Annotated in this window: 24 protein-coding genes, 5 tRNA genes and 1 riboswitch; of the genes, 10 read left to right on the plus strand and 19 right to left on the minus strand. The window is 59.2% G+C overall.

The genetic code is table 11. The features are described 5' to 3' along the window. Positions 1-44: 44 nt before the first annotated feature. Positions 45-971 (minus strand): chemotaxis protein CheV, encoded by a 927-nt coding sequence (locus tag HBH25_RS20060; RefSeq protein ID WP_168085712.1) that lies wholly within the window; start codon positions 969-971, stop codon positions 45-47. A 93-nt stretch (positions 972-1,064) separates the two neighbouring features. Here HBH25_RS20060 and flgA point away from each other — a divergent pair, with 93 nt between their 5' ends. The 4 genes from flgA to HBH25_RS20080 all read left to right on the plus strand — a co-directional run bounded on the left by flgA (position 1,065) and on the right by HBH25_RS20080 (position 3,597). Continuing rightward, positions 1,065-1,814 (plus strand): flagellar basal body P-ring formation chaperone FlgA, encoded by a 750-nt coding sequence (flgA, locus tag HBH25_RS20065; RefSeq protein WP_168085713.1) that lies wholly within the window; start codon positions 1,065-1,067, stop codon positions 1,812-1,814. A gap of 147 nt (positions 1,815-1,961) precedes the next feature. Then, positions 1,962-2,264, plus strand: a complete 303-nt coding sequence (flgM, locus tag HBH25_RS20070; protein WP_168085714.1) for a flagellar biosynthesis anti-sigma factor FlgM — start codon at positions 1,962-1,964, stop codon at positions 2,262-2,264. Positions 2,265-2,303: 39 nt separating this feature from the next. Continuing rightward, a complete protein-coding gene (locus HBH25_RS20075; protein WP_168085715.1) occupies positions 2,304-2,771 on the plus strand; it encodes a flagella synthesis protein FlgN in 468 nt (155 codons plus the stop codon). Positions 2,772-2,850: 79 nt separating this feature from the next. Next, the gene (locus HBH25_RS20080) at positions 2,851-3,597 is read left to right on the plus strand and encodes a flagellar brake protein (protein ID WP_168085716.1); all 747 of its coding nucleotides are present in this window, start codon (positions 2,851-2,853) and stop codon (positions 3,595-3,597) included. Between the two features lie 87 nt (positions 3,598-3,684). Here HBH25_RS20080 and HBH25_RS20085 read toward each other — a convergent pair whose 3' ends face one another. The 6 genes from HBH25_RS20085 to rutA all read right to left on the minus strand — a co-directional run bounded on the left by HBH25_RS20085 (position 3,685) and on the right by rutA (position 9,487). Further along, the gene (locus HBH25_RS20085; RefSeq protein WP_168085717.1) at positions 3,685-4,956 is read right to left on the minus strand and encodes an MFS transporter; all 1,272 of its coding nucleotides are present in this window, start codon (positions 4,954-4,956) and stop codon (positions 3,685-3,687) included. A 56-nt stretch (positions 4,957-5,012) separates the two neighbouring features. Beyond that, positions 5,013-6,254, minus strand: a complete 1,242-nt coding sequence (locus HBH25_RS20090; protein WP_168085778.1) for a glutamine synthetase family protein — start codon at positions 6,252-6,254, stop codon at positions 5,013-5,015. Between the two features lie 158 nt (positions 6,255-6,412). Continuing rightward, a complete protein-coding gene (gene rutD, locus HBH25_RS20095; protein WP_168085718.1) occupies positions 6,413-7,201 on the minus strand; it encodes a pyrimidine utilization protein D in 789 nt (262 codons plus the stop codon). Then, positions 7,198-7,590: a pyrimidine utilization protein C gene (rutC, locus tag HBH25_RS20100; RefSeq protein ID WP_168085719.1), complete on the minus strand. Its 393-nt coding sequence runs from the start codon at positions 7,588-7,590 to the stop codon at positions 7,198-7,200. Before rutC ends, rutD begins: the two co-directional genes overlap by 4 nt. Positions 7,591-7,604: 14 nt before the next feature. Next, positions 7,605-8,354, minus strand: coding sequence for a pyrimidine utilization protein B (gene rutB / locus HBH25_RS20105; RefSeq protein WP_218585507.1), 750 nt, complete (start codon positions 8,352-8,354; stop codon positions 7,605-7,607). Between the two features lie 2 nt (positions 8,355-8,356). Next, entirely contained in the window at positions 8,357-9,487 is a 1,131-nt protein-coding gene (rutA, locus tag HBH25_RS20110; RefSeq protein ID WP_168085721.1) for a pyrimidine utilization protein A, read from the minus strand. Positions 9,488-9,820: 333 nt separating this feature from the next. On the opposite strand from rutA, the gene rutR reads away from it, so the two are divergent. Continuing rightward, positions 9,821-10,453 carry an HTH-type transcriptional regulator RutR gene (gene rutR, locus HBH25_RS20115; protein WP_168085779.1) on the plus strand — a complete coding sequence of 211 codons (633 nt, stop codon included), beginning with the start codon at positions 9,821-9,823 and terminating at the stop codon, positions 10,451-10,453. On the opposite strand, the gene HBH25_RS20120 is transcribed toward rutR, so the two are convergent. Then, a complete protein-coding gene (locus HBH25_RS20120) occupies positions 10,436-11,770 on the minus strand; it encodes a solute carrier family 23 protein (protein WP_168085722.1) in 1,335 nt (444 codons plus the stop codon). The two genes, rutR and HBH25_RS20120, sit on opposite strands and share 18 nt — an antisense overlap. Positions 11,771-12,017: 247 nt before the next feature. Then, positions 12,018-12,092: transfer RNA gene (locus tag HBH25_RS20125), tRNA-Arg, on the minus strand. A 378-nt stretch (positions 12,093-12,470) separates the two neighbouring features. On the opposite strand from HBH25_RS20125, the gene HBH25_RS20130 reads away from it, so the two are divergent. Further along, a complete protein-coding gene (locus HBH25_RS20130) occupies positions 12,471-12,713 on the plus strand; it encodes a hypothetical protein (RefSeq protein ID WP_168085723.1) in 243 nt (80 codons plus the stop codon). A gap of 11 nt (positions 12,714-12,724) precedes the next feature. After that, the gene (locus HBH25_RS23835; RefSeq protein WP_420708520.1) at positions 12,725-12,910 is read left to right on the plus strand and encodes a PA3371 family protein; all 186 of its coding nucleotides are present in this window, start codon (positions 12,725-12,727) and stop codon (positions 12,908-12,910) included. Here the strand turns inward: HBH25_RS23835 and phnN are convergent. Then, positions 12,891-13,478: a phosphonate metabolism protein/1,5-bisphosphokinase (PRPP-forming) PhnN gene (gene phnN / locus HBH25_RS20135; protein WP_168085724.1), complete on the minus strand. Its 588-nt coding sequence runs from the start codon at positions 13,476-13,478 to the stop codon at positions 12,891-12,893. The two genes, HBH25_RS23835 and phnN, sit on opposite strands and share 20 nt — an antisense overlap. A gap of 346 nt (positions 13,479-13,824) precedes the next feature. On the opposite strand from phnN, the gene HBH25_RS20140 reads away from it, so the two are divergent. Next, positions 13,825-14,157 carry an Arc family DNA-binding protein gene (locus HBH25_RS20140; RefSeq protein ID WP_168085725.1) on the plus strand — a complete coding sequence of 111 codons (333 nt, stop codon included), beginning with the start codon at positions 13,825-13,827 and terminating at the stop codon, positions 14,155-14,157. Between the two features lie 99 nt (positions 14,158-14,256). Here the strand turns inward: HBH25_RS20140 and mgtE are convergent, their stop codons facing one another. After that, complete coding sequence (gene mgtE, locus HBH25_RS20145) at positions 14,257-15,699, minus strand: magnesium transporter (protein WP_168085726.1); 1,443 nt, start codon at positions 15,697-15,699, stop codon at positions 14,257-14,259. Between the two features lie 321 nt (positions 15,700-16,020). Here mgtE and HBH25_RS20150 point away from each other — a divergent pair, with 321 nt between their 5' ends. Continuing rightward, a complete protein-coding gene (locus HBH25_RS20150) occupies positions 16,021-16,374 on the plus strand; it encodes a hypothetical protein (protein WP_168085727.1) in 354 nt (117 codons plus the stop codon). A gap of 60 nt (positions 16,375-16,434) precedes the next feature. Here the strand turns inward: HBH25_RS20150 and HBH25_RS20155 are convergent. From HBH25_RS20155 to ltaE, 8 genes are all read right to left on the minus strand, one after another. Continuing rightward, positions 16,435-16,511, minus strand: a tRNA-Arg gene (locus HBH25_RS20155). Between the two features lie 74 nt (positions 16,512-16,585). Then, positions 16,586-16,662: transfer RNA gene (locus tag HBH25_RS20160), tRNA-Arg, on the minus strand. A gap of 72 nt (positions 16,663-16,734) precedes the next feature. Further along, a tRNA-Arg gene (locus HBH25_RS20165) sits at positions 16,735-16,811 on the minus strand. A 47-nt stretch (positions 16,812-16,858) separates the two neighbouring features. Beyond that, a tRNA-Ser gene (locus HBH25_RS20170) sits at positions 16,859-16,949 on the minus strand. Positions 16,950-17,010: 61 nt separating this feature from the next. Beyond that, the gene (gene csrA / locus HBH25_RS20175) at positions 17,011-17,199 is read right to left on the minus strand and encodes a carbon storage regulator CsrA (RefSeq protein WP_168085728.1); all 189 of its coding nucleotides are present in this window, start codon (positions 17,197-17,199) and stop codon (positions 17,011-17,013) included. A 110-nt stretch (positions 17,200-17,309) separates the two neighbouring features. Then, entirely contained in the window at positions 17,310-18,545 is a 1,236-nt protein-coding gene (locus tag HBH25_RS20180) for an aspartate kinase (protein WP_168085729.1), read from the minus strand. An 87-nt stretch (positions 18,546-18,632) separates the two neighbouring features. Further along, positions 18,633-21,257, minus strand: coding sequence for an alanine--tRNA ligase (gene alaS / locus HBH25_RS20185; RefSeq protein WP_168085730.1), 2,625 nt, complete (start codon positions 21,255-21,257; stop codon positions 18,633-18,635). Positions 21,258-21,375: 118 nt separating this feature from the next. Then, a complete protein-coding gene (gene ltaE, locus HBH25_RS20190) occupies positions 21,376-22,401 on the minus strand; it encodes a low-specificity L-threonine aldolase (protein WP_168085731.1) in 1,026 nt (341 codons plus the stop codon). A gap of 123 nt (positions 22,402-22,524) precedes the next feature. Beyond that, positions 22,525-22,710, plus strand: a riboswitch (FMN riboswitch). Between the two features lie 79 nt (positions 22,711-22,789). On the opposite strand from ltaE, the gene HBH25_RS20195 reads away from it, so the two are divergent. Then, positions 22,790-23,260, plus strand: coding sequence for a 6,7-dimethyl-8-ribityllumazine synthase (locus HBH25_RS20195; protein ID WP_420708521.1), 471 nt, complete (start codon positions 22,790-22,792; stop codon positions 23,258-23,260). Positions 23,261-23,546 lie beyond the last annotated feature (286 nt).

Here is a 23,546-nt window from a genome sequence, read left to right on the forward strand (position 1 = left end):
CGCCGCCTCTGAAATTGTTCAATCTGCACCGGGCCGAAGCCCGGTCACCCTTTTGCATTGATGCGTTCGACCACGCGCGAGGCGAGATCGTCTGGCCGGAATTTGGCTAGGAAGTCATCGGCGCCCACTTTCTTCACCATCGCCTGGTTGAATACGCCGGACAGCGACGTGTGCAACACAATATGAAGCTTCTGCATGCGGGGGTCGCTGCGGATTTCGGCCGTTAGCGTATAGCCGTCCATTTCCGGCATTTCAATGTCGGAAATCAGCATCAGGAATTCTTCGTTCGGATCCTTCCCTTCAGCCACCATGGCCTGAAGGTAGTCCAATGCCTGGCGCCCGTCGTTAAGCGCAACCACTTCTACCCCGACCGTTTCCAGGCAACGGCTGACCTGCTTGCGCGCTACAGAAGAGTCGTCCACGGTCATGACCCGCAGCGAGACTGCTTTTTGCTGCACGGCCTCGTTGATCACGCCGCTGCTGATGGTTTCCGATACCGGCGACACTTCAGCCAGGATCTTTTCCACGTCAATGATTTCGACCAGTTGGTTGTCCACCCGTGTGACCGCCGTAAGATAGTGGTCGCGACCGGTGCCTTTGGGCGGGGGCTGTATGGCCTCCCAGTTCATGTTCACGATGCGCTCGACCGAATGCACCAGGAAGCCCTGAATCTTGGTGTTGTATTCAGTAATGATCACAAAGGGATCTTGTACCGCTTCCAATGAGCGAGAGCCCGTAGCCATGGACAGGTCCAGGATCGGAATAGTCGCGCCACGAATATTGGCCACCCCACGTACCACCGGGTTGGACTTGGGCATCAACGTCAACTTGGGGCATTGCAGCACTTCGCGAACCTTGAAGACGTTAATGCCGTACAACTGCTTGCCGTTCAAACGGAACAACAACAGTTCAAGGCGGTTCTGCCCTACCAGTTGCGTGCGCTGGTTTACTGAGTCCATCACACCAGCCATATCAAACCTCCACCTTGTACTGTCGGCTCCTCGGCGTTTCGTTCAAGCCAGGCAAGCGCGCATTTTTGGCACGTCGCTTGCTCAAGCATAGCCATGAACGAGAAAACGCCATATTCACGACATCTGATCGCGACCCTGTACGGGTTGTTCGCCACCTTGTGTCTGTTAGCATCCGGGCGGCTGCTTGCCGACGACATCACAGCGCCCGAACAGCTTATCGGTGTGACACAAGGGTTTCTTGAGTTCACCGTGGAAGATTATTTAGCGACCAGCCAGACCGAAGGCCGTTATGAAATCGAAGTCGCGAACCTGGACCCCCGCCTGCGCATGCCCCAATGCGACCGGGAACTGACGGCCAAGCTCGAAACCCCTGCTATTCCGCTGGGCCGCGTGACGGTACGGGTACGCTGCGAGGGCGGCTCACCCTGGACCATCTTCGTACCTGCTAGCGTCAAGTTGTATAGGGACGTGGTAGTGGCCACCCGCCCATTGAAACGCGATACGGTGATTGCCGACGGCGATGTAGCCTTGCGGGAACGCGATGTGGGGCAATTGAACCAGGGCTTTTTACCTAGCCTGGACCAAGCCATAGGCCAGCGGGTGGTCCGACCGACGGCAATGGATCAAGTACTGGCCCCTGTGCAGGTGGAGCAACCGGAGGTGATCCGCAAGGGGGACCAGGTGGTCATCACCGCGCGCGCAGGCACGCTGGCCGTGAAAATGCCGGGCGAAGCGTTGAGTAATGGCGGAATGAGTGAGCAGATCCGCATCCGCAACCTGAACTCCCAGCGCGTGATCAAAGCGCGTGTGACCGGGCCTGGGCAGGTGGAGGTATCCATGTAAAGCTACGCCGAGCTAGCGGCCGGCCCCCGATTTTTCTACACTTGGCGCATGAACCTTGCCGTTGGGTTACTTTCGAAAAAAGGCCCTAAAGTTTTCCTATTCATGGTCGAAAACAAGGCAAGCGTCTTAATACCAAGGGGATTTATCATGGTTATCGATTTCCGGAGCGTCACAGGCTCCACTCAAGTCTCTAGCACTGCTCGCACGTCCGGCAGCAAGGCTGTAGGGGCTGTGGACGACGTCAAAAGCGTCCAGGGAACCAGCCAGGCAGGCGAATCCGTGCAGCTGAGCGATGTAGCACAGCACATGAAAAAAGTAACTGAAAGCCTGGGCAGCGATACGCCGGTCAACGCCAGCCGCATTGCCGAACTCAAGCAGAAAATCGCCGACGGCAGCTATCAGGTCGACAGCAAGCGCATTGCCAGCAAGCTGTTGTCCTTCGAGTCCTGAGCCCGGACCCGGCCTACGCTTTGATACCCGAGATCCGCCATGCACGACACCACCTTGCTGCAGTTGATTGAAGACGACATCGGGCCGGCAGAACAGCTCCAGGCGCTGTTGCGCGAGGAGTACACGGCGCTGCGCGGGCGGGACATGCAACTGTTGGAAAATATCCTGGCACACAAGCAGTCCTTGATTGTGCAGTTGGGCCAGCATGGCCGTCGCCGCAGCGAGCTGCTGGCTTCTCTGGGCCTGCAACCGGACGCTGAGGGCCTGGCGCAGCTGGCAGAGACGTCGGTGTTGGGCCAAACGCTCGTGGAGCGAGGCGAACACCTGGCGTCGATCCTGGCCGAATGCCAGACAATCAACGAGCAAAACGGGCGCGCCATCCAGATGCAGCAGTTCGTGACCGCCAACCAGCTCAAGATTCTCAGCGGTGGCGAAACACCCTCCCTGTATACCGCCCGGGGCGCTACTGCCCGGCTTGCAACCGTGCGTGCCTTCAGCCAGGCATAGCGTCTGGTGACCCAGGCCTTGAATCGGCATAACTTGCCGTATTGCTGCCTGTTCCTTACCGCCTGGAGACCCGACTACTGTGTTCAATGCTTCGAGCGTAGATGATGCGCCGCAACCGCCCAAGGTGCTCACCACGCCACTGGAAATCCTGGCCAACCTCAAAGCGTTGATGGAGGGTCACGACCCTTTGATCGTGACCTTTACGGAGCACCAGCAGCGTTTCCAGAGCTATGTGGTAGAAGTGGACCGGGACAGCGGTACGTTAGGCCTCGATGAGCTGATCCCCCGTGATGGGGAACGTTTTCTGGCCAGTGGCGAACCTTTCAAGGTGGAAGGGTTTCATGACGGCGTACGCATCGCCTGGGAGTCCGCTGGTATTTTCCAGGTGGTCGATAATAACCATGGCCGTTGTTATCGCGGGCCACTCCCCTCTCAGGTGGTCTATCACCAGCGCCGAAATGCCTTCCGTGCAGCCCTGAAGCTGTCTCAACTGGTGGATATCGAGGTTGACGGCAGCAAGGCCCCTCAAGGGGTTCGGGGCAAGTTGCTGGACGTGTCTGCAACGGGGTGCAAATTGCGCTTCGAGGGTAATGTCACCCAGCGGCTTCAGCTAGGCCAGGTGTACGAACGCTTCGCCGTCGCCCTGCCCTTTGGCGCCATCACTACCGCTGTGGAATTGCGTTACTTGCATTTTGAAGAGCGCCTGGACACAACGTTCGCTGGCGTGCGCTTCCATAACATGAGCGGGCTGGAGCAGCGCAATGTGGAGCGCTTCGTCAATCAGCTCCAGCGCGACGCCCGGCAATTCGACCGAGACGAATTCTAGGTACAGTGCTGCGCCACGCTCAGATATGATCTGCTAACTGTGAGGGAGGGACCGGGCGTAGCCCGGGAACCTGCTGCCTGCGCCCATTCAATCCTTCATCTGATCATCCACAACTTGCTCATCCACACGCGGGTCCAGCGCTGCCACCAGCGGTGAGCTGGTCATGTTATCGGGCATGGGGATGTGGTGCAGTGGTGCATCCTGCACTTGGTGCAGGTTGGTCACTGCGTTGGGCCGTATGCGCAGTACCAGTACCAGCGCAAAGAAGGAAAAGAACAGGTACAGCGACTCGCTGCCATAGAGTTTCATCAACACGCCTGCAGCCAGCGGCCCGATGCTCGCCCCTATGCCATAGGTGGCGAGCAGCATAGCGGTCAGGGACACACGGCGCTCGCCTTCTACGTGGTCATTGGCAAAGGCAACGGCCAATGGATACAGGCAAAATTGCAACAGCGACACCACAAAGCCGCCACAGAACAAGGCCTCCATGGGCAAGGTCACCAACCGCGGTGCCAGGGCCATGACCAGTGCCAGCACGCATAGGCCGGTAGCAATGATACGGATGAGCTTGCAACGGTCGTAACGGTCCGACAACCAGCCCAACGGCCATTGCACCACTAGCCCGGCAAACACACAGCAGCCCATGAACAAGCCTACGGCTTCCGTGCTTAAACCCTGGCCTGCCGCGTATAAAGGCGCCAGGCCGTAGAATGAGCCGATGATAAGGCCGGCCCCTAAGACGGTGGTGAGCGACTGCGGCACGCGGTTGATGAAAAAACGCGGGTCCAGGGGCACCGAATGCAGCGCAGCGGGGTGGATGCGGCGTGTGAGGGCGACAGGCACCAGGCACACGGCGAAGCACAGCGCGACCATCATGACCAGCTCAAGCCCCAACTGTGGGTGCCAGACCAGTATCAGCTGGCCCAGTACCAGGCCCAGGTAAGACGCAATCATGTAGCCGCTGAACACCAGCCCGCGCTGCTTTGCCTCAGCCTGCTCATTGAGCCAACTCTCGATCACCATGTACTGGCACATCATGCCCATGCCCACGATCAAACGCAGGAATACCCAGGCGGGGAGGTACTGCGTGAGGCCATGCCCCAGCACCGCAGCCGTCACGATACCTGCACAGGCGGTATAGGCCCGAATGTGGCCCACACGGGCGATCAGCCGGTGGCCGACCTTTCCTCCCAGCACCAGCCCGAAATAGTACGCGGCCATGAGTGCACCGACCCAGAGGCCGTCCACCTTATCCGCGGCCAGGTGTAGCGCGAGGTAAGTACTCAGTAATCCGGAGCCGATTAACATCATCAGCGCAGCGAAATACAAGCCTCGAAAGTTTTTCCAGATCTGACGCATTGACCCTTGCAACTCCTGAAACGAATAAAGCGAGGCCTATCAACAGCCTGAGCCGGTCAAGCCTGGGCGGCGAGAATACGGCGCTCCCAAGGGGTGATTTCATTCATGAAACTGGTAAGTTCCAAGGTCTTGGTCGCGATGTAGCCTTCGATGAACGTCGCCCCGAACAGTTCCACTGCCAGCGCGCTCTGGCTCAACCGCTTCAGGGCACTGTCCAGGGTACAGGCCAGCGCTAGGTGCTCAGGCACCTGGAACTCACCCTGAACCGCTGGTGTGGGCTCCAGCTCATGTTCGATGCCATGCAGGCCTGCGGCCAGGCTGGCCGCAATGGCCAGGTACGGGTTGGCATCAGCGCCTGGCAAGCGGTTTTCCACACGCCGAGCTGCCGGTGCGCTGGCAGGAATACGCAAGCCAGCCGCACGGTTGTCCTCAGACCAGCACGCATTGTTGGGCGACGCATAGGGGTGAAACAGCCGTTGATAGGCATTCACGTTGGGGGCAAACAAGGCAGTAAAGTCAGCCAGTGCTGCCTGCTGGCCGCCAATGAAATGTCGGAACATGGCCGTGGGTTGGCCTGTGTCATCGCTGAAGGCATTACGCCCCGTGTGGGTGTGTATCACGCTCTGGTGAATGTGCATGGAGCTGCCAGGCACATGAGCCAAGGGCTTGGCCATGCACACCGCGATCAGCCCGTGCTTGAGCGCCACTTCCTTGAGCAGGTGCTTGAACAGGAAGGTCTGGTCTGCCAACAGCAGGGGGTCGCCGTGCAACAGGTTGATCTCGAACTGGCTGACGCCCATCTCATGCATGAAGGTGTCACGTGGCAGGCCGAGGGCGTCCATGCAGCGGTAGACCTCGTGCCAAAAGGGCCTCAACCCATTGTTCGAAGACACACTGAACGCTGAATGCCCGTCCTCCCGTCGCCCATCCAGCCCAAACGGCGGCACAAACGGTTGGGCGGGGTCCGGGTTGGGTGCGAATACATAGAACTCCAGCTCGGTGGCCACGACCGGCGCCAGCCCTTTGTCCGTATAGTGGCTGATCACGCGTTTGAGCTGGGCACGCGTGGACAGCGGTGAACCACCCCCCTCCAGCTCCTGGGCATCACAAATGACCAAGGCCCGGGGCTGATCGCTCCACGGCAGGCGATACACGTGTGCCGGATCGGGCACCAAGGCCAGGTCGCCATCATCGCTGCCGTAGAAGCGCGCGGGCGGGTACCCGCCCATGATGCATTGCAGCAACACGCCGCGGGCCAACTGCAGGCGGCGCCCCTCGGCAAAACCAGCAGCCGTCATCACCTTGCCGCGCGGCACGCCATTGAGGTCTGGCGTGACGCACTCGATTTCGTCCACGCCCGTTAGGGTGTCCTTGGCCAGCATCACGCACTCCTTGTAAGGTCGGGCGTTCAAAGCTCGCATCAGGCGTTAAAAATATCAAGCGCTGCACACCTGCGTTACAGCTGGCCTGCGAGGAAGGCCAGTAACGCGTAGTTGAACGTGTCGGGGTCGGTGATGTTATGGGCATGCCCCCCGTGAGCCACCGAATGCGCAACGCTGCCTTTGATCCCTTGCAGCAGATGCTGGGAACAGGTGGCAGGCACCAGCACATCATCCAGCGCAGCGGATACCAGAACCGGTACGGTAATGGCCCCCAGCCGGTCGCTTACATCAAAGCGCCGCAGGGCACCAATGCGGGCTTTCATGGTGTCGGCGCCGGGAAAATGATCAAACGCGTGGTCCACTTCAGCCTGAACCCGTTGCGCGTGCTCGGCGGCCCAACTGGCGGGGTAGAGGAAAATCGGCTGGGCCTCCACATAGGCCCTGGGGCCCACATGGTCGAGCAGGGCCAGCCGTGCGTCAAAACACCGTGCCGAATGAGGGTTGGGGGCCGCCCAGGCGTTGATCAGTGCAAGGCTGGTGACCCGCGCTGGCGCCTCCAGGGCCAACTGCAGCCCCACCAGCCCGCCCAAGGCGTGGCCTACCAGGTGACACCGCGCGATACCTAGCTCGTCCAGCACATGCTCCACGTCCTGTGCCATGTGCTTGATCTGGTAGTCGGGCGGCAGCGCTTGAAGGCTACGCCCCGTCCCGCGCTGGTCGTAACAGACCACGCGGTAGCCGGCGCTTACCAGGGCTGGCACCTGTGCCGCCCAGTAACCGGCAGCACCGCCCAGGCCCGAGGACAGCAGTACCGCCTCCCCGGCCGGGTCTCCATGCACTTCGGTGTACAGGCGGCCTGTCATACCGGCTTGCCGATATGGGCGACACTGGCAATTTCCACCAAGGCCTCGGGCTTCACCAGCCCCACCTGAACACAATAGCGAGCAGGCTTTTCACCAGGGAAAAATTCGGCATACACCGCGTTGATGGCCGCGTAGTCTTCCCAGTGTTTGAGAAACACATGGTTAAAGGTCACGTCGGCCAAGGTGCCGCCTGCCGTTTCCACGATACGCTGAATCGTTTCCAGCACATGGCGGGTCTGGGCACCGGCATTGCCCACGTGAACCACGTTGTTCTGGCTATCAAACGGCAGCGTACCTGCCACGTAGAGAATGCCATCGGCCAAAGAACCGGGGACGAATGGGCCGATAGGGGCTGCAGTACCGGGCGGAATGATCGCTTGCTTGGGCATAGGGGCTCCTGCGCTTATCGAGCGGCTTGAACAGTGCTCACAAAATCCTCGACGGTGGACACCCACCCGAAGAAGCTTTCGATGTTGTAGACAGCGCTGGCCTGAATAGCCGCACCGCCCAGTTCATGGGTGGCGTCCTCCAGCATTACCCCGAAGTACTCCAGGTGGAAGGCGTCACGCAGGGTGGATTCCACACACACATTGGTGGCGATGCCGGTAAACACCAGGTTCCTGATGCCGCGTGCGCGCAGGGTGCTGTCCAGCGTGCTGTTGAAAAAACCGCTGTAACGGGTCTTTGGCACTATCACGTCACCTGGCTGGGGGGCCAGTTCTGGCACCAGCTCATAATCCCAGCCACCCTTGGCCAGGAACTTGCCTTGCAGCTCTGGGCACTTGCGCATGGTTTTAAGGGCATTGGATTTGTACCAGTTAGGCGACCCTGGCCCACCGGCTTCGGTATAGGCCGGGTCCCACCCGTTTTGCAGGTACACCACCGGCATGCCTGCACCACGCGCAGCCTCCAGCGCCGTCGCGATACGGGTGATAACGCCCTGTGCGCCTGAAATGTCGAAGCCTGCCGAGTCCACATAGCCGCCAATGGACGCATAGGCATTTTGCATGTCCACCACGATAAGGGCGGTATTGGAGGGGTGCAGGTACAAGGGTTCGGGCCTTGCTGGAAGCGCCCAGGCCGCTTGCCCGGCAATCGTCGAGAGCCCTGCAGGTGTCGTGGACGTGAGGGTTGCGTTCAAACGTGCAGTCATGGTCATGCCCCCACGGCTTCGGTCAGAGGTTGCGTGCTGGGTGCGACCTGCGAAGGCACCGGCGTGTCGGCGCTCAACCGGCTTTTCATCAAAGGTTGAATACGCGTGCCGAAGGCTTCCACACCTTCCACGAACTGGTCGAAGGTCAACAGCACCCCCTCGGTGCCTTCCACCTGAGCCACCTCATCCAGCATGCGGGCCACACTGGCATAAGAGCCGACCAGGGTGCCCATGTTGATGTTGACTGCCGAGGTAGGGTCTGCCATTTGCCGCACGTTGGTGTCCTTGCCAGACGTCTTGTCTGCACCGCCCTGCACGCCTAGCCAGGCCACCGCTTCGGTGTCCACGCCGGCCTTGTAGTGCTCCCACTTGGCCCAGGCGGCTTCATCGGTTTCATCGGCAATGACCATCATCAGTACATACGTGCTGACGCAACGCCCGGTCACGGCGGTGGCCTCTATCAGCTTCTGGGCCGCTGGTGCGAAGGCCGTGGGTGTGTTCACACCCTTGCCGAAGCAGAAGTTGTAGTCTGCGTACTGAGCGGAAAAGGCCATGCCCGCATCGCTCTGGCCTGCACAGATCACTTTCATGTCTGCCTGCGGCCGAGGGCTCATGCGGCAGTCATCCATGGAAAAATGATCGCCCTTGAAGTCGGACTGGCCGGTTTGCCACAGGTCCCGCAGCACCTGGATGTATTCGGACAGGTACTCATACCGCGTGCCGAAGAATTCATCACCAGGCCATAGGCCCATTTGTGCATATTCAGGGCGCTGCCACCCGGTCACCAGGTTTACGCCGAAACGGCCATTGGAAATGGAGTCAATGGTAGACGCCATACGTGCGACGATCGCTGGCGGCATGGCCAATGACGGCGCCGTGGCGAACAGCTTGATTTTATGGGTCACGGCGGCCAGGCCCGCCATCAAGGTGAACGACTCCAGGTTGTGGTCCCAGAACTCCGTTTTACCACCAAAGCCACGCAACTTGATCATCGACAACAGAAAGTCCAGACCGTAGGTTTCCGCCCGTTCCGCAATCTGTTTATTAAGGTCAAAGGTAGGTTTGTATTGCGGTGCGTTTTCGGAAATCAACCAGCCGTTGTTACCAATGGGTATAAAGATACCAACTTTCATAGGTGCCTCCGGTTGAATCGCCTGCCCCCGTGGCGCGACCCGTAATGAACAAAGCACAGGACGGGCCAACTTTGAAAAGTCCTTTTTTATCAAAGAGCTGTATAGATCAGGCCAGAATTTTCAGACCAGATGGTCCAGAAAAGACTGTTTGGAATTGTTTTTCGCACAATGCTGAAGCGCTGGCGCGCGCTTTCAGTGCGCGCAGGCGCCATGCCAGTTATTCACGGGCTGGGCAGCCTGTTACACTGCCCTACCTCTTGTGTACAGGACGGACTCGTGAACAGTGAAACGCCCCAGGAACCGGCGGCCGAACGTAGCAAGCCCGCCCGCAAGATGAGCGAGAAGGCCGTTACACGGCGCTTGCAAGTAGTTGAGAAGAAACGTGGGAGCATTATCCAGGCAGCCTTGGAACTGTTCTCAGTGTATGGGCTGCATGGCACTAGCCTCGATCAGGTAGCAAGCCTGGCAGACGTCTCCAAGACCAACTTGCTGTATTACTTCAGCAGCAAGGAAGACCTGTACGTGCATGTGCTGGAACATGTGCTGGAGATATGGCTGGCACCGCTACGGGGGTTCAGCGCTACGCAGAACCCCATCGAAGCCATTGGCAACTACATTCGGGTCAAGCTGGAACTGTCACGCGATCACCCTGCCGCTTCCAAGTTGTTCTGCATGGAAGTCATGCGGGGCGCTCCACTGATCGAATCACAACTGAGCCACCCTCTGCACGACCTGGTGGCCAGCAAGGTTAAAGTGATCTCGGCTTGGATCGAGGCCGGGCACCTGGCTGCGGTTGATCCCTACCACGTGATTTTCACCCTGTGGAGTACTACACAGCATTACGCAGATTTCGGTGCTCAGGTACGCGCCGTCACGGGCAAGGACCTGAACGACCCGGCGTTCTTCGATCAAACCCTGGCCAGTATCCAGGCGTTGGTGTTCAACGGCCTAAGCCCTCGGCGGTAGGGAGCCCGCTGGCGAGGCCTCAGCGTGCATATGCCCTGCCCCGCGCCGTTGCTTGAGCAACTGATGCAACAAGATGGCGCCAAACGTGGCTGTACCCAACCCATTGAGGGCGAAACTGCCCACGTGCAAGGTGAAATCACCGGTGCCCAGTACCAGCGGAATCGCCGCAACCAGCAAGTTGCGCGTGCTGGAGAAGTCGACACGGTTTTCAACCCAGATACGCGCCCCGGCAATGGCAATCAACCCAAACACTACAATGGAAGCCCCGCCCATTACCGGTACGGGGATGGCATGTACCAGCGCGCCGAACTTGGGGGACAGCCCTAGCAGAATGGCGGTCACGCCTGCGACAACAAACAGTGCGGTGGAATACACCTTGGTGGCGGCCATTACGCCAATGTTCTCTGCATAGGTGGTCATGCCTGTTCCGCCAACGCCGCCGCTGAGTACCGTAGCAATGCCATCACCTATAAAGGCTTTGCCCACTGAGGCGTCCAGGTTGCGACCCGTGACCGAGGCAATGGCTTTGAGATGGCCGAGGTTTTCTGCAATGAGGATAACCACTACCGGTACGATCAACAGCGCCGCCGACAATGTGAACACAGGCGCCTGAAACGCCGGTATGCCGATCCATGGGGCGGCACTTAGCCCTGACAGGTCTATGGGCTTGCCCAGGCCCATGCCATTGGCCAGCGCCCAATAGATCAACGATGCCAGCACAAGGCCTGCCAGCAGGAGCATGCGTTGCAATAGCCCCCGGGTGTAGACCGCGATGACCGCTATGCACACAAAGGTGACCAGCTGCATCCAGCTGTCAAAGCTGGAGGCCGCCATGGTTTTAATGGGCACGCTGGCCAGGTTCAGGCCAATCACCGCCACAACCGTGCCCGTGACGACCGGCGGGGTAATGTGCTCTATCCAGGCAACGCCTGCCGTCTGTACGACGATACCGATAGCGACATACACCAGGCCGCAAATCACTACACCCCCAAGCGCTATGGGAATGTTCAGGTTCGGGCCGCTCCCGGCATAGGCCGTGGCGGCAGAAACGGCGCCAATGAACGCAAAGCTTGAGCCTAGAAAACTGGGAACCTTACCTTGGGTTACCAGGAAAAACACAAGCGTGCCCACCCCACTCATCATGATGGCCACATTGGGGTCGAAGCCCATGAGCAAAGGCGCCAACAGCGTTGCTCCGAACATTGCAAACACGTGCTGAATGCCCAAGGCAATAGTTTGAGGCCAGGGCAAGCGCTCGTCAGGTGCAACGACAGTGCCATGGTCTGCTTTTACAAACCATGAAAACGGGTTGTTCATGCTACGCCCACCCTGCAATTGATTGTTCAACCTGCTCAGCAGAATGCATGCCAGAAACTAAAATCGCTTTGCTGACAAAGGCATGGCTAAGGCGCCTTTGCTGATTCAGACCTTTTGGTCCATGTTGGAGCACCTGCTCAGGGCAATGCAGGGCAGTGATGGTGCACGACCGGCTACGAGGGGGTACGCCTGAATAGCGCTCAACGGGAAGGCGCAAGCGGTAGACGCAAACAAGGAAAGGAAAGGCTGGTGTCCCCGGCAGGAATCGAACCTGCATCTGAGCCTTAGGAGGGCCCCGTTCTATCCGTTGAACTACAAGGACGGTGTCAGAACGCCTGAGTGACGGGCGGTTCTGGACAAGTGCCGGAGCTGGTGCCGGCAAAGCGCGTGCAATCTATCACTCCGGTTCGCTGGATGCAAACCCACTGTGGCGCGATGAAAGGCTATGCATAGGAGCAAACGGAGGCGGGGGAATGAAGGCACATTGCCTTAACTCAACTGGCTTTTTATCCCTAATTCGTGCAATCTGCACGGCAAAAGGCGTCAAACAATGCACATTGCACGGATTCTTTTCGAGATAGGCGCCTTAACTGTTTGATTTATAAGGTATTTACTAAATCAAACAGCTTGGCACACAGAGTGCTACTGAAGTGATGGCACCCGCCTTCGGTCAGCCAGCTATTACCTATTGGAGACATGGATGAACGCCGCCCTTTACCTCTTGAACGCTTTGGCCATGATTGCCGTACTTTCGTTTCATTTTTTAACCAGCTCTACAAACAGCCAAGTGCATATCGATGTAAAGGACTGGGTGCAGCGCCCTGTGGCACAACGTGCCGGCATGCAAGACCATGGCAAGGCGCCCGCATTGATGACCCATTCGCCTGTCGACAGAGACCTGTTTCAGGGTGCTGGCAGCCGGCTTGATCGGTACACGTTCTGAGGCCTATTCCTATGTCCAGGTCTGCACTGCTTTTCCTAACCAGCACGCTAGTGTGCTTCCTTGCGGCGGCGGCCGTCCCTTATTCCTTTCCCTCAGCAAGCAGCGTGTTGCTGATCGCAAGCCTTGGATGTGCCGTATTGTTCGTACTGGCACTGGTGCGTGGCAAACGCATTCGGTTCAACCCTCAACTGCGTTGAGCTGCAATTGGTCAATCAGTGCGATGAATGCCCCTACGGCTTCGCCCAGCGCTGCCGAGTTGTCCACTTGATAAAGGGGCGTTGTGGTGCCCTGCCAAATGCTGTCGGCTGTACCTAACGCATTGTTTCGGTTCAGCCTGCCATCAATTTCCGCTTCGGTCTCCCGGCCTCGCGCCACCAGCCGCTGCCGTAGCACCGAGTCACTCACGGTGACAAGCACAGGCAATAGCATGGGGTAACGGCGCAACGCGTTCTGCAAATGCCCCCTGGACCCATTCATCAATACCCATTTACCTTCTGCCAAGGCTTGATCGATTTCGATGGGAATGCCGTACCGCAAGCCGTTAGCCTCCCAATCCAGCGCGAAGCGGCCTTGGCATGCCATGTCTTCAAAAGCGTCCCGGGTTACACCCAGGGCCTGCTCGCCACTGGCTTCGGCAGACCGTGTGATAACCCTGCGTACCACATCTATTCCACGCGCTGCGAGCTGAAGGCGTGCAGCATCGATCAGGCTGTCCTTGCCTGCTCCAGAGGCTCCCATCAGGTAGATAAGCCGACCTTGCCGCATTTCATCCGCCTTTTGTTGAAATACTCGCTAATAACCTAAATGCCACTATGCTTACAAGCGTATCCTATGTGCCAGCCTTTCATAGGCGTGCACTGCTAGCCAGGGCAGAAATGGCCAAGTGCCATTTACGGCAACTGGTCCACATTTCGGATTTTAGGCACTGGCGCCTGACACATACTACGCTCAGAATTTGTCACAGAATTGGCGCCAAGGTTATGGCGAACTACAGGCATACTGTGCAGCTAAACGGCCGTTTTGGTGGAACGTTTAGTAAATATGACTGTCGTACCCACATCCCGCGGCCCGCTCTGAGGAACCGCTCCCCTGAACTTAACCGGTTAACTATATGCGCCCAATGAAACAGGCAGTCTATTCCAGCCGCACTGCAGACAAATTCGTCGTTCGCCTTCCCGATGGGATGCGCGAGCGCATCGCCGAGGTCGCGCGCACTCACCATCGCAGCATGAACTCCGAGATCATCGCGCGATTGGAGCAGAGCCTCATTCAGGAAGGTGCGCTTGGCGACGAGCTGAGCATGCGCCTCGACAGCCCAGAGCTCTCACTGCACGAACGTGAACTGTTGCAGCGCTTTCGCCAGCTCGCCCACCGCCAGCAGAATGCGCTCATTGCACTAATCGCACACGACGTTGAGCTGAGTGCTGACGCAGAAGCGTCCTAAGCAAACAGTCCGGGCCACACAACAGGGTGCTGCACATGATGTGCACAAAAAAGGCCAGCTTAACCGCTGGCCTTTTTTTATGCTTGCGCCAACCCTCTCCTACATCAGGAACACGGTCGCCAAGCCCAGGAATATGAAGAAGCCGCCGCTGTCTGTCATGGCGGTGATCATCACGCTGGCCCCCATGGCCGGGTCTTTGCCAAGCTTGGCCAACGACATGGGAATCATCACACCCATGAAGGCCGCCAGCAACAGGTTCAGGGTCATGGCAGCCGTCATCACCAAGCCCAATGACCAGCTGTGATACAGCAGCCACGCCACCACCCCTATCACCCCACCCCACACCAACCCATTCAATACCGCTACGCTCAGCTCCTTTTTCAGCAACCGGCGGGTATTGCCTGTGCTCACCTGGTCCAGGGCCATGGCCCGCACGATCATGGTGATGGTCTGGTTCCCGGAGTTGCCGCCAATACCCGCTACGATCGGCATCAACGCAGCCAGGGCCACCAAGCGCTCTATGGAACCTTCGAACAGGCCAATGACGCGCGATGCCACAAAGGCCGTAATCAGATTGACGGCCAGCCATGACCAACGGTTTCGAAGAGAACGCCAGACCGACGCGAAGATATCTTCTTCCTCGCGCAAGCCTGCCATGTTCAACACTTCGCTTTCACTTTCTTCACGGATAAGGTCAACCATTTCGTCAATGGTCAACCGGCCGATCAGCCGCCGGTTCTTGTCCACCACAGGCGCCGATACCAAGTCGTAGCGCTCGAAGGCCTGGGCTGCCTCGTAGGCGTCTGCATCCGGGTGAAAGGTGACCGGATCGTTAGCCATCACCTCGGACACACGCTTTTCCGGGTCGTTGACCAGCAGACGCTTGATAGGCAGCACGCCCTTGAGGGCACCCTCCTGGTCAATGACGAAGACTTTGTCGGTATGGCCAGGCAGCTCACGCAACCGCCGCAGGTAACGCAGTACCACCTCAAGGGTGACATCCTCACGGATGGTCACCATTTCGAAGTCCATGAGGGCGCCGACCTGGTCTTCTTCGTAGCTGAGCGCAGAACGCACTCGCTCGCGCTGCTGAGCGTCGAGGCTTTCCATCAGCTCGTGAACCACATCGCGGGGCAATTCCGGCGCCAGGTCAGCCAGCTCGTCAGCGTCCATTTCCTTAGCGGCCGCCAGCAGCTCATGGTCTTCCATGTCGGCGATAAGGGTTTCCCTTACGGCGTCCGACACTTCCAGAAGGATATCGCCATCGCGCTCGGCCTTGACCAACTGCCAGACCGTGAGGCGATCCTCGAGTGGCAGTGCTTCCAGGATATAAGCGATGTCTGCAGAGTGAAGGTCGTCAAGCTTGCGCTGCAGCTCAACCACGTTCTGCCGGTGGACCAGGTTTTCGACCAGGGCCTGGTGCTGCCCTTCCTGACGGTGCGTGAGGTCTTCCACGACACGCTGCTTGTGCAGCAGGTCGACAACCTGACCGAGGCGATCTTGCAGGCTTTCCTGCAGGTTTTTGACTTCGACTTCAGACATAGGTGTACTCCACTCCCAGTAGTGGACCACACCGGGAGATCAATCGAACAAGGCTATTGGGGCCAAACGCGTGTGTAAGGTTCTACTGGGTAAGTCCATGGAGGGAGTTCCGATGCCCCGGCGAGGCAGACGGCGGCAATGATACCTGCTCGCCAAGCGTTTTGGTTACTAAATTGTGGCTTTACAAAAGCTTGCCTGCGCCGGAAAACGTTTATAGCAGCGTTGTGTGACGAAGCATCCCGTAACGCATGCCGCTGCCGAGCCTACGAAACCGCGCTACGCTTACGTTGCCAATCAGAAACAGGCGCCAGGGAGGCGACAATGGGTATACGGAGTACAGGCATCGGCTGGCTGACGCTTGCGCTGGTCGTGCAACAGGCACAGGCCAAAGTAACCGTGCAGCGTTGCACGCACGAGCAAGGCGTGCCAACGTTCACACAGGGTGCCTGCCCTGGCGGCCAACCTGGCCAACCCTACCGCGTCTGGAACGCACCGCCTGGAAGTGTGTTGCCCCCACAGCCCACCAAACGTGCCAAGCCCCGCAAGCCAAGCCAGCCGGCTGTCACGCCTGCCCGGCCAGAGCCCCAGGTGAAGGCGATCAAGCCTGCAAAAGCCCCGAAAGCGCGAAAACGCAAGCCAGCCAAGTACACGCCATGGAAAAGCGTCAAACGCTAATACACACCACTTAATTCCAAAGCAAAAAAAACCCGCATCCGAGGATGCGGGTTTCGAAGATGGTGCACTCAGGAGGATTCGAACCTCCGACCGCTCGGTTCGTAGCCGAGTACTCTATCCAGCTGAGCTATGAGTGCAGGTTGGCGTTGTTGACCCAGTCTCCCCTGGGTTCAGCGCTGCTGGAGCCGATGACGCCAGCGCTTCTCTGATATGGTGCACTCAGGAGGATTCGAACCTCCGACCGCTCGGTTCGTAGCCGAGTACTCTATCCAGCTGAGCTATGAGTGCAAGTTGGCGTTGTTGGCCCAGTCTCCCCTGGGTTCAGCGCTGCTGGAGCCGATGGCGCCAACGCTTCTGAAATGGTGCACTCAGGAGGATTCGAACCTCCGACCGCTCGGTTCGTAGCCGAGTACTCTATCCAGCTGAGCTATGAGTGCATGTACTTTTCATGACGACCCGCCTTATGGCGAATCGCATTGAATAATGGCGGAGAAGGGGGGATTCGAACCCCCGACACCCTTGTGAGGTGTACTCCCTTAGCAGGGGAGCGCCTTCGGCCACTCGGCCACCTCTCCGCAACACGGGGCGTATATTAACCACGTTCTTTTCGGTTTGCAAACAAAAAAACGAAGAAAATTAAAGGCTTGGTTCTTTGGCTTTCTCCTGGTGTATTCGCTGGTAGATTTCTTCACGGTGAACCGTCACTTCCTTGGGCGCTTCTACGCCAAGGCGGACCTGGTTACCTTTAACGCCAAGCACGGTAATGGTGATTTCACCCTCACCGATCACTAGGCTTTCCGCACAGCGGCGGGTAAGAATGAGCATGCAAGCCTCCTATGGGCGAGACAGTTTGAAAAAAAAGCGTCACAGGTGCCAAGCACCTGCCCGCCAAATAAAAAGGGCGCGACCATGGTCGCGCCCTTTTCTGGGATGGCTTATTCGCCCTGGCGGGCAGAGGCATCCAGATCGAACGCCGTGTGCAAGGCGCGCACGGCCAGTTCCAGGTACTTCTCGCCTATAACCACAGACACCTTGATTTCAGAGGTGGAAATCATCTGGATGTTGATGCTTTCCTTGGCGAGCGCTTCGAACATCTGGCTGGCAACCCCTGCATGGGACCGCATGCCTACGCCCACAATGGAAACCTTGGCAATGTGGGTGTCGCCCACTACTTCGCGCGCACCGATCTCCGCCGCAGTAGCCTGCAATACGCCCAAGGCCTTCTGGTAGTCGTTGCGGTGCACGGTGAAGGTAAAGTCCGTGGTGTTATCGTGCGAAACATTCTGCACGATCATGTCCACTTCGATGTTGGCAGCACTGACAGGGCCCAGAATCTTGAACGCCACGCCAGGGGTATCGGGCACGCCACGGATCGTCAGCTTGGCCTCGTCGCGATTGAAGGCGATGCCGGAAATGATCGGCTGTTCCATGGTTTCCTCTTCGTCGATGGTGATCAGGGTCCCGGGACCCTCTTGGAAGCTGTGCAGCACGCGCAGCGGGACGTTGTATTTTCCAGCGAACTCTACAGCACGGATCTGCAGCACCTTGGAGCCAAGGCTCGCCATTTCGAGCATTTCCTCGAACGTGATCTTGTCCAGCCGTTGCGCCTGGGCCACGACTCGAGGGTCCGTGGTGTACACCCCGTCCACGTCGGTGTAGATCTGGCACTCATCAGCCTTGAGGGCTGCCGCAAGGGCTACCCCAGTGGTGTCTGAACCACCACGGCCCAGCGTTGTGATGTTGCCCTTCTCATCCACGCCCTGGAAGCCGGCAACCACCACCACGCGCCCCGCTTTGAGGTCCTGACGAATGCGCTGGTCGTCGATCTGCAGAATCCGCGCCTTGTTGTACGCATCGTCTGTAAGGATGCGGACCTGGTTGCCGGTATAGGACACCGCCGGCACGCCCCGCTTGATCAACGCCATGGCTAGCAGGCCAATAGTGACCTGCTCTCCGGTAGACACTACTACGTCGAGCTCGCGTGGCTCAGGCTGATCGGAGATCTGCCTGGCCAGCTCGATCAACCGGTTGGTTTCCCCGCTCATGGCCGACAGCACTACGACCAGATCGTGGCCTTGCTCGCGGAATTTGCGGACCTTATCGGCCACTTGTTCGATGCGCTCGATGGACCCCACCGACGTGCCGCCAAACTTTTGTACGATCAAAGCCATTTCAACGCCGCCTCACGCCCCACCAGGGCACCCATTAAACGTCCCGAGATCCCACGCCACGGCACACTGCCGTGGCGGCTCACCGGTTTACATACCCTGCTCTGCAAACGGAGCTGCCAACGCCAGCGCCTGGTCCAGGGCCGCGACATCCACGCCGCCACCCTGAGCCATGTCCGGCCGCCCGCCCCCTTTGCCACCTACTGCAGCCGCTGCCTGCTTCATCAGGTCGCCTGCCTTGAGCCTGGCCGACAACGCTTTGGTCACACCGGCAACCAGCACTACTTTTTCTTCGTGCACGCCGCCCAGCAGGATCACGCCCTCGCCCAGCTTGTTTTTCAACTGATCCACCAGCGCCAGCAAGCCTTTGCCGTCCACGCCGTCCAGCCGCGTGGCAAGCACCTTCACGCCTTTAACGTCCACCGCACTGGCCAGCAAATCGTCACCCGCTGCACTGGCAGCCTTGGCCTGCAACTGCTCAAGCTGCTTTTCAAGCTGACGGTTGCGCTCGATCACGGCCTGGAGCTTGTCCAGCACGTTCTCACGGCTGGCCTTGAGCAGGGAGGCGACCTCTTTGACCTGCTCCTCGGCCGCGTCCAGTGCCTTGAGCGCCGCTGCGCCGGTGACGGCTTCGATGCGCCGCACGCCAGAGGCTACGCCGCTTTCGCTGATGATCTTGAACACGGCGATATCGCCCGTGCGCTTGGCGTGGATACCGCCACACAGCTCTACCGAGAAGTCCCCGCCCATGGTGAGCACGCGTACGCGATCACCGTACTTTTCGCCAAACAGGGCCATGGCGCCCTTTTGCTTGGCGCTTTCGATGTCCATTTCCTCGATCTGCACGGGCGTATTGCGACGGATCTCGCGGTTGACGATATCCTCCAGTGCCTTGATCTGCTCGGGCTTGATCGCTTCGAAATGGCTGAAGTCGAAGCGCAGGCGCTGGCTATCCACCAACGAGCCTTTCTGCTGCACATGGTCGCCCAGGATCTCGCGCAGGGCGGCATGCAGCAGATGCGTGGCGGAGTGGTTCAGGGACGTCGCCTGCTGCAGGTCGCCCTCGACCTGGGCCTGCACGGTTTCCCCTACTTTCAGGCTACCCAGGGCGATGATGCCGTGGTGCAGGAACGCGCCCCGGGATTTGGTGGTGTCACTGACCTGGAAACGGCTGTTACTACCTTGCAAGGTACCTCGGTCACCCACCTGGCCACCGGATTCCGCATAGAAAGGCGTCTGGTTGAGGATGACGACACCCTCCTCCCCTTCAGCCAGTTCCTGCACGGCCTGGCCCGCCTTGTACAGGCCGATCACCCGGCCTTCGCCGTCGTGGGTGGTGTAACCCAGGAACTGGGTGTCTTCCTCGACCTTCACCAGGCTGTTGTAATCCAGGCCAAAGGCACTGGCCGAGCGCGCGCGTTCGCGCTGGGCAGTCATTTCGCGCTCGAAGCCGGCTTCGTCCAGGGTGAGGTTGCGCTCACGGGCGATGTCACCGGTGAGGTCCATGGGGAAACCATAGGTATCGTACAGTTTGAAGATGACATTACCCGGCACCACATCGCCCTTGAGCTCGGCCAGGTCCTGCTCCAGGATCTTCAGGCCCTGCTCCAGGGTTTTGGCAAACTGCTCTTCCTCGCCTTTGAGCACGCGCTCGATGTGCGCCTGCTGGGTGGCCAGTTCGGGGAAGGCCTGGCCCATTTCGGTGACCAGCGCCGCCACGATACGGTGGAAGAAAGCGCCCGTGGCGCCCAGCTTGTTCCCATGACGGCAGGCACGACGGATGATGCGGCGCAGCACGTAGCCACGGCCTTCGTTGGACGGCAGCACACCGTCGGCGATCAGGAAACCGCAGGAACGGATATGGTCGGCTACCACCTTGAGCGACGGCTGGGCCTCGTTGGCACAACCGATAGCCTGCGCAGCCGCTTCCAGCAAGTGCTGGAACAGGTCGATTTCATAGTTGGAGTGTACGTGCTGCAGCACCGCACTCACCCGCTCAAGGCCCATGCCGGTGTCCACCGAAGGCGCTGGCAGCGGATGCAACACGCCATCGGCGGTGCGGTTGAACTGCATGAACACGTTGTTCCAGATTTCGATGTAACGGTCGCCGTCTTCCTCAGGCGAGCCAGGTGGGCCGCCCCAGATGTCCGGGCCGTGATCGTAGAAGATCTCGGTGCAGGGGCCGCACGGGCCGGTGTCGCCCATAGTCCAGAAGTTGTCCGAGGCGTAGGGCGCGCCCTTGTTGTCACCGATGCGTACCATGCGCTCGGCAGGCACACCTATTTCCTGGGTCCAGATATCATAGGCTTCATCGTCGGTGGCATAGACCGTTACCCAGAGTTTTTCCTTGGGCAGGTTCAGCCATTGCGCGGACGTAAGGAAGGTCCAGGCGAAGGTGATGGCATCACGCTTGAAGTAATCACCGAAGCTGAAGTTGCCCAGCATTTCGAAGAAGGTATGGTGGCGCGCGGTGTAGCCCACGTTTTCCAGGTCGTTGTGCTTGCCGCCCGCACGTACGCACTTCTGGCTGCTCACTGCACGGGTATAGGCGCGCTTCTCTTGGCCCAGGAAGCAGTCCTTGAACTGGTTCATGCCTGCGTTGGTGAACAGCAGGGTGGGATCGTTGGCGGGGATCAGCGAGCTTGAGGCAACACGGGTGTGGCCTTGCTGTTCGAAGAAGCGGAGGAAGGCTTCACGGATTTCTGCGCTTTTCATAGGTTCTTCCACGGAGACGGCGGCCTGGGGCTCACGGCTTGGCGTCGAAACGACGGCAAAGGGCCGCATTATATCGGGCCAGCGCCCAGGGTACAGTGTGTTTGTACGATTGAGTCCATCAATTGGACGATTCCCAAGGGTTTTGCTGGGCGAAGGTGGCAAATACACCGATCACCTTGTCTATGTGGCTGGCGTCCACGTCCAGGTGCGTCACCAGCCTGAGCCGGGCGCTGGCCGTCAGGCGCACGCCTTGGGCTGCGGCGGCGTCACGCAACAGCGCTGCCCGCGAACCCATGTCCACGTACACCATGTTCGTGTGTACGGGTTCCACGGTATAGCCTAGCTCAACCAGGCCCTCGGCCAGGCGTTGAGCATGGGCGTGATCGTCTGCCAGGCGCGCCACGTGATGGTCCAATGCATACAGGCCGGCCGCTGCCAGGAGGCCCGCCTGGCGCATGCCACCGCCTACCATTTTGCGCAGCCGGTTTGCCCGGGCAATGAACTCACGGCCGCCGCACAGCACTGAGCCTACCGGCGCACCCAGCCCTTTGGACAGGCACACGGATACGGAGTCGAAATGGCGGCTGATGGCGCCTGCTGGAACACCCAGCTTTACCGCTGCATTGAACAGGCGCGCGCCGTCCAGATGATGGCCAAGGTTGTGGTCAGTGCAGAAGGCGCTGGCCTGGGCCAAGTAGTCGAGGGACAGCACCTTTCCCTGCATGGTGTTTTCCAGGGCCAGCAGGCGGGTACGAGCAAAATGGAAATCATCCGGCTTGATTGCAGCGGCTACTTGGGCCAGGTCCAGCGACCCGTCGGCCTGGTTCTCCAAAGGCTGCGGCTGAATGGAGCCTAGCACGGCAGCCCCGCCGCCTTCGTACTTATAGGTATGGGCCTGTTGCCCAACGATGTATTCATCGCCCCGCTCGCAGTGAGCCATCAACCCCAGCAAGTTACTCATGGTGCCACTAGGCACGAACAGCCCGGCCTCGAATCCCAGCTCCTCGGCCAACCGGGCCTGCAAATGGGCCACTGTGGGGTCTTCGCCGTACACATCATCGCCTGTCTCGGCACGGACCATAGCCTGAAGCATTCCAGCGGTGGGGCGGGTAACGGTGTCGCTGCGCAGGTCGATCAGGCTCATCAGCCTCTCCTCGTGATTGCACCCAGGGTTATAGGCACCTTTCGAAAAAATCTAGCACGGGTGGCACTAAGGATTCCCCTGCTACATTCAAGCGTGTTAAAAATGCCGCGCCGCCTTACGCGGCAACGTTCTCAGGGCGGGGTGCAATTCCCCACCGGCGGTAATGGCTTGACGGTGAAGGTAGGTGGCGCCACTCGACGCTCCTTATGCTTGTTAAGCCTAGCCCGCGAGCGCTCGTGTATACGAGGTCAGCAGACCCGGTGTGATTCCGGGGCCGACGGTCATAGTCCGGATGAGGAGAGAACGGGATGTTTGCCGGCGGCCCTTGCGGCTGCCTGTCCCTTCGCTCGCGTGCCCTGTTTATTACCATGAACAGGAGAGTCACTTCGTGCAATCCACAGCTTTTTCCCGTATCGCCTTCATCCAGGCCAGTTGGCACAAGGATATCGTTGACCAGAGCCGCCTGGGCTTTCTCGAAGGCTTGGCCGCGCTGGGTGTCGATGCCAGCCAGGTAGATGTCTTCGAAGTCGCCGGGGCCTATGAAATTCCGTTGCATGCAAAACTGCTGGCCAAGTCTGGCCGCTACGGCGGCATCGTGGGCGCTGGCCTTGTGGTGGATGGCGGGATCTACCGTCACGACTTCGTTGCACCGGCGGTCATCGACGGCCTGATGCGCGTTCAACTGGACACGGAAGTACCTGTGTTTTCGGTCGTGCTCACGCCCCATCATTTCCACGAAGGCAAGGAACACCATGACTACTTCTTCCGCCACTTCCATGTGAAAGGCCAGGAAGCTGCCCGAGCATGTGTGGATACCCTGACCAAGCTACGCGACCTGCGCGGCATGGTTGGGGAGTAAGGGGCGAGGCCAGTCTTAGTTGCTGTCGGACTGGCCGCAGCAGTGTGGCTATCCGGGTTCGTCCGCTGCGCGAACTCCCACAGAAGTACCGCACGTTGCTTGCTGTGGAACAGGCCGCCGCCGTGTGGCCATCCAGGTTCGTCCGCTGCGCGAACTCCCACAGAAGTACCGCGCGTTGCTTGCTGTGGAACAGGCCGCCGCCGTGTGGCCATCCGGGTTCGTCCGCTGCGCGAACTCCTACAGAAGTACCGCGCGTTGCTTGCTGTGGAGCAGGCCGCCGCCGTGT

Origin of the sequence: Pseudomonas quercus, from assembly GCF_012033695.1 — a bacterium.
Lineage (GTDB): Bacteria > Pseudomonadota > Gammaproteobacteria > Pseudomonadales > Pseudomonadaceae > Aquipseudomonas > Aquipseudomonas quercus.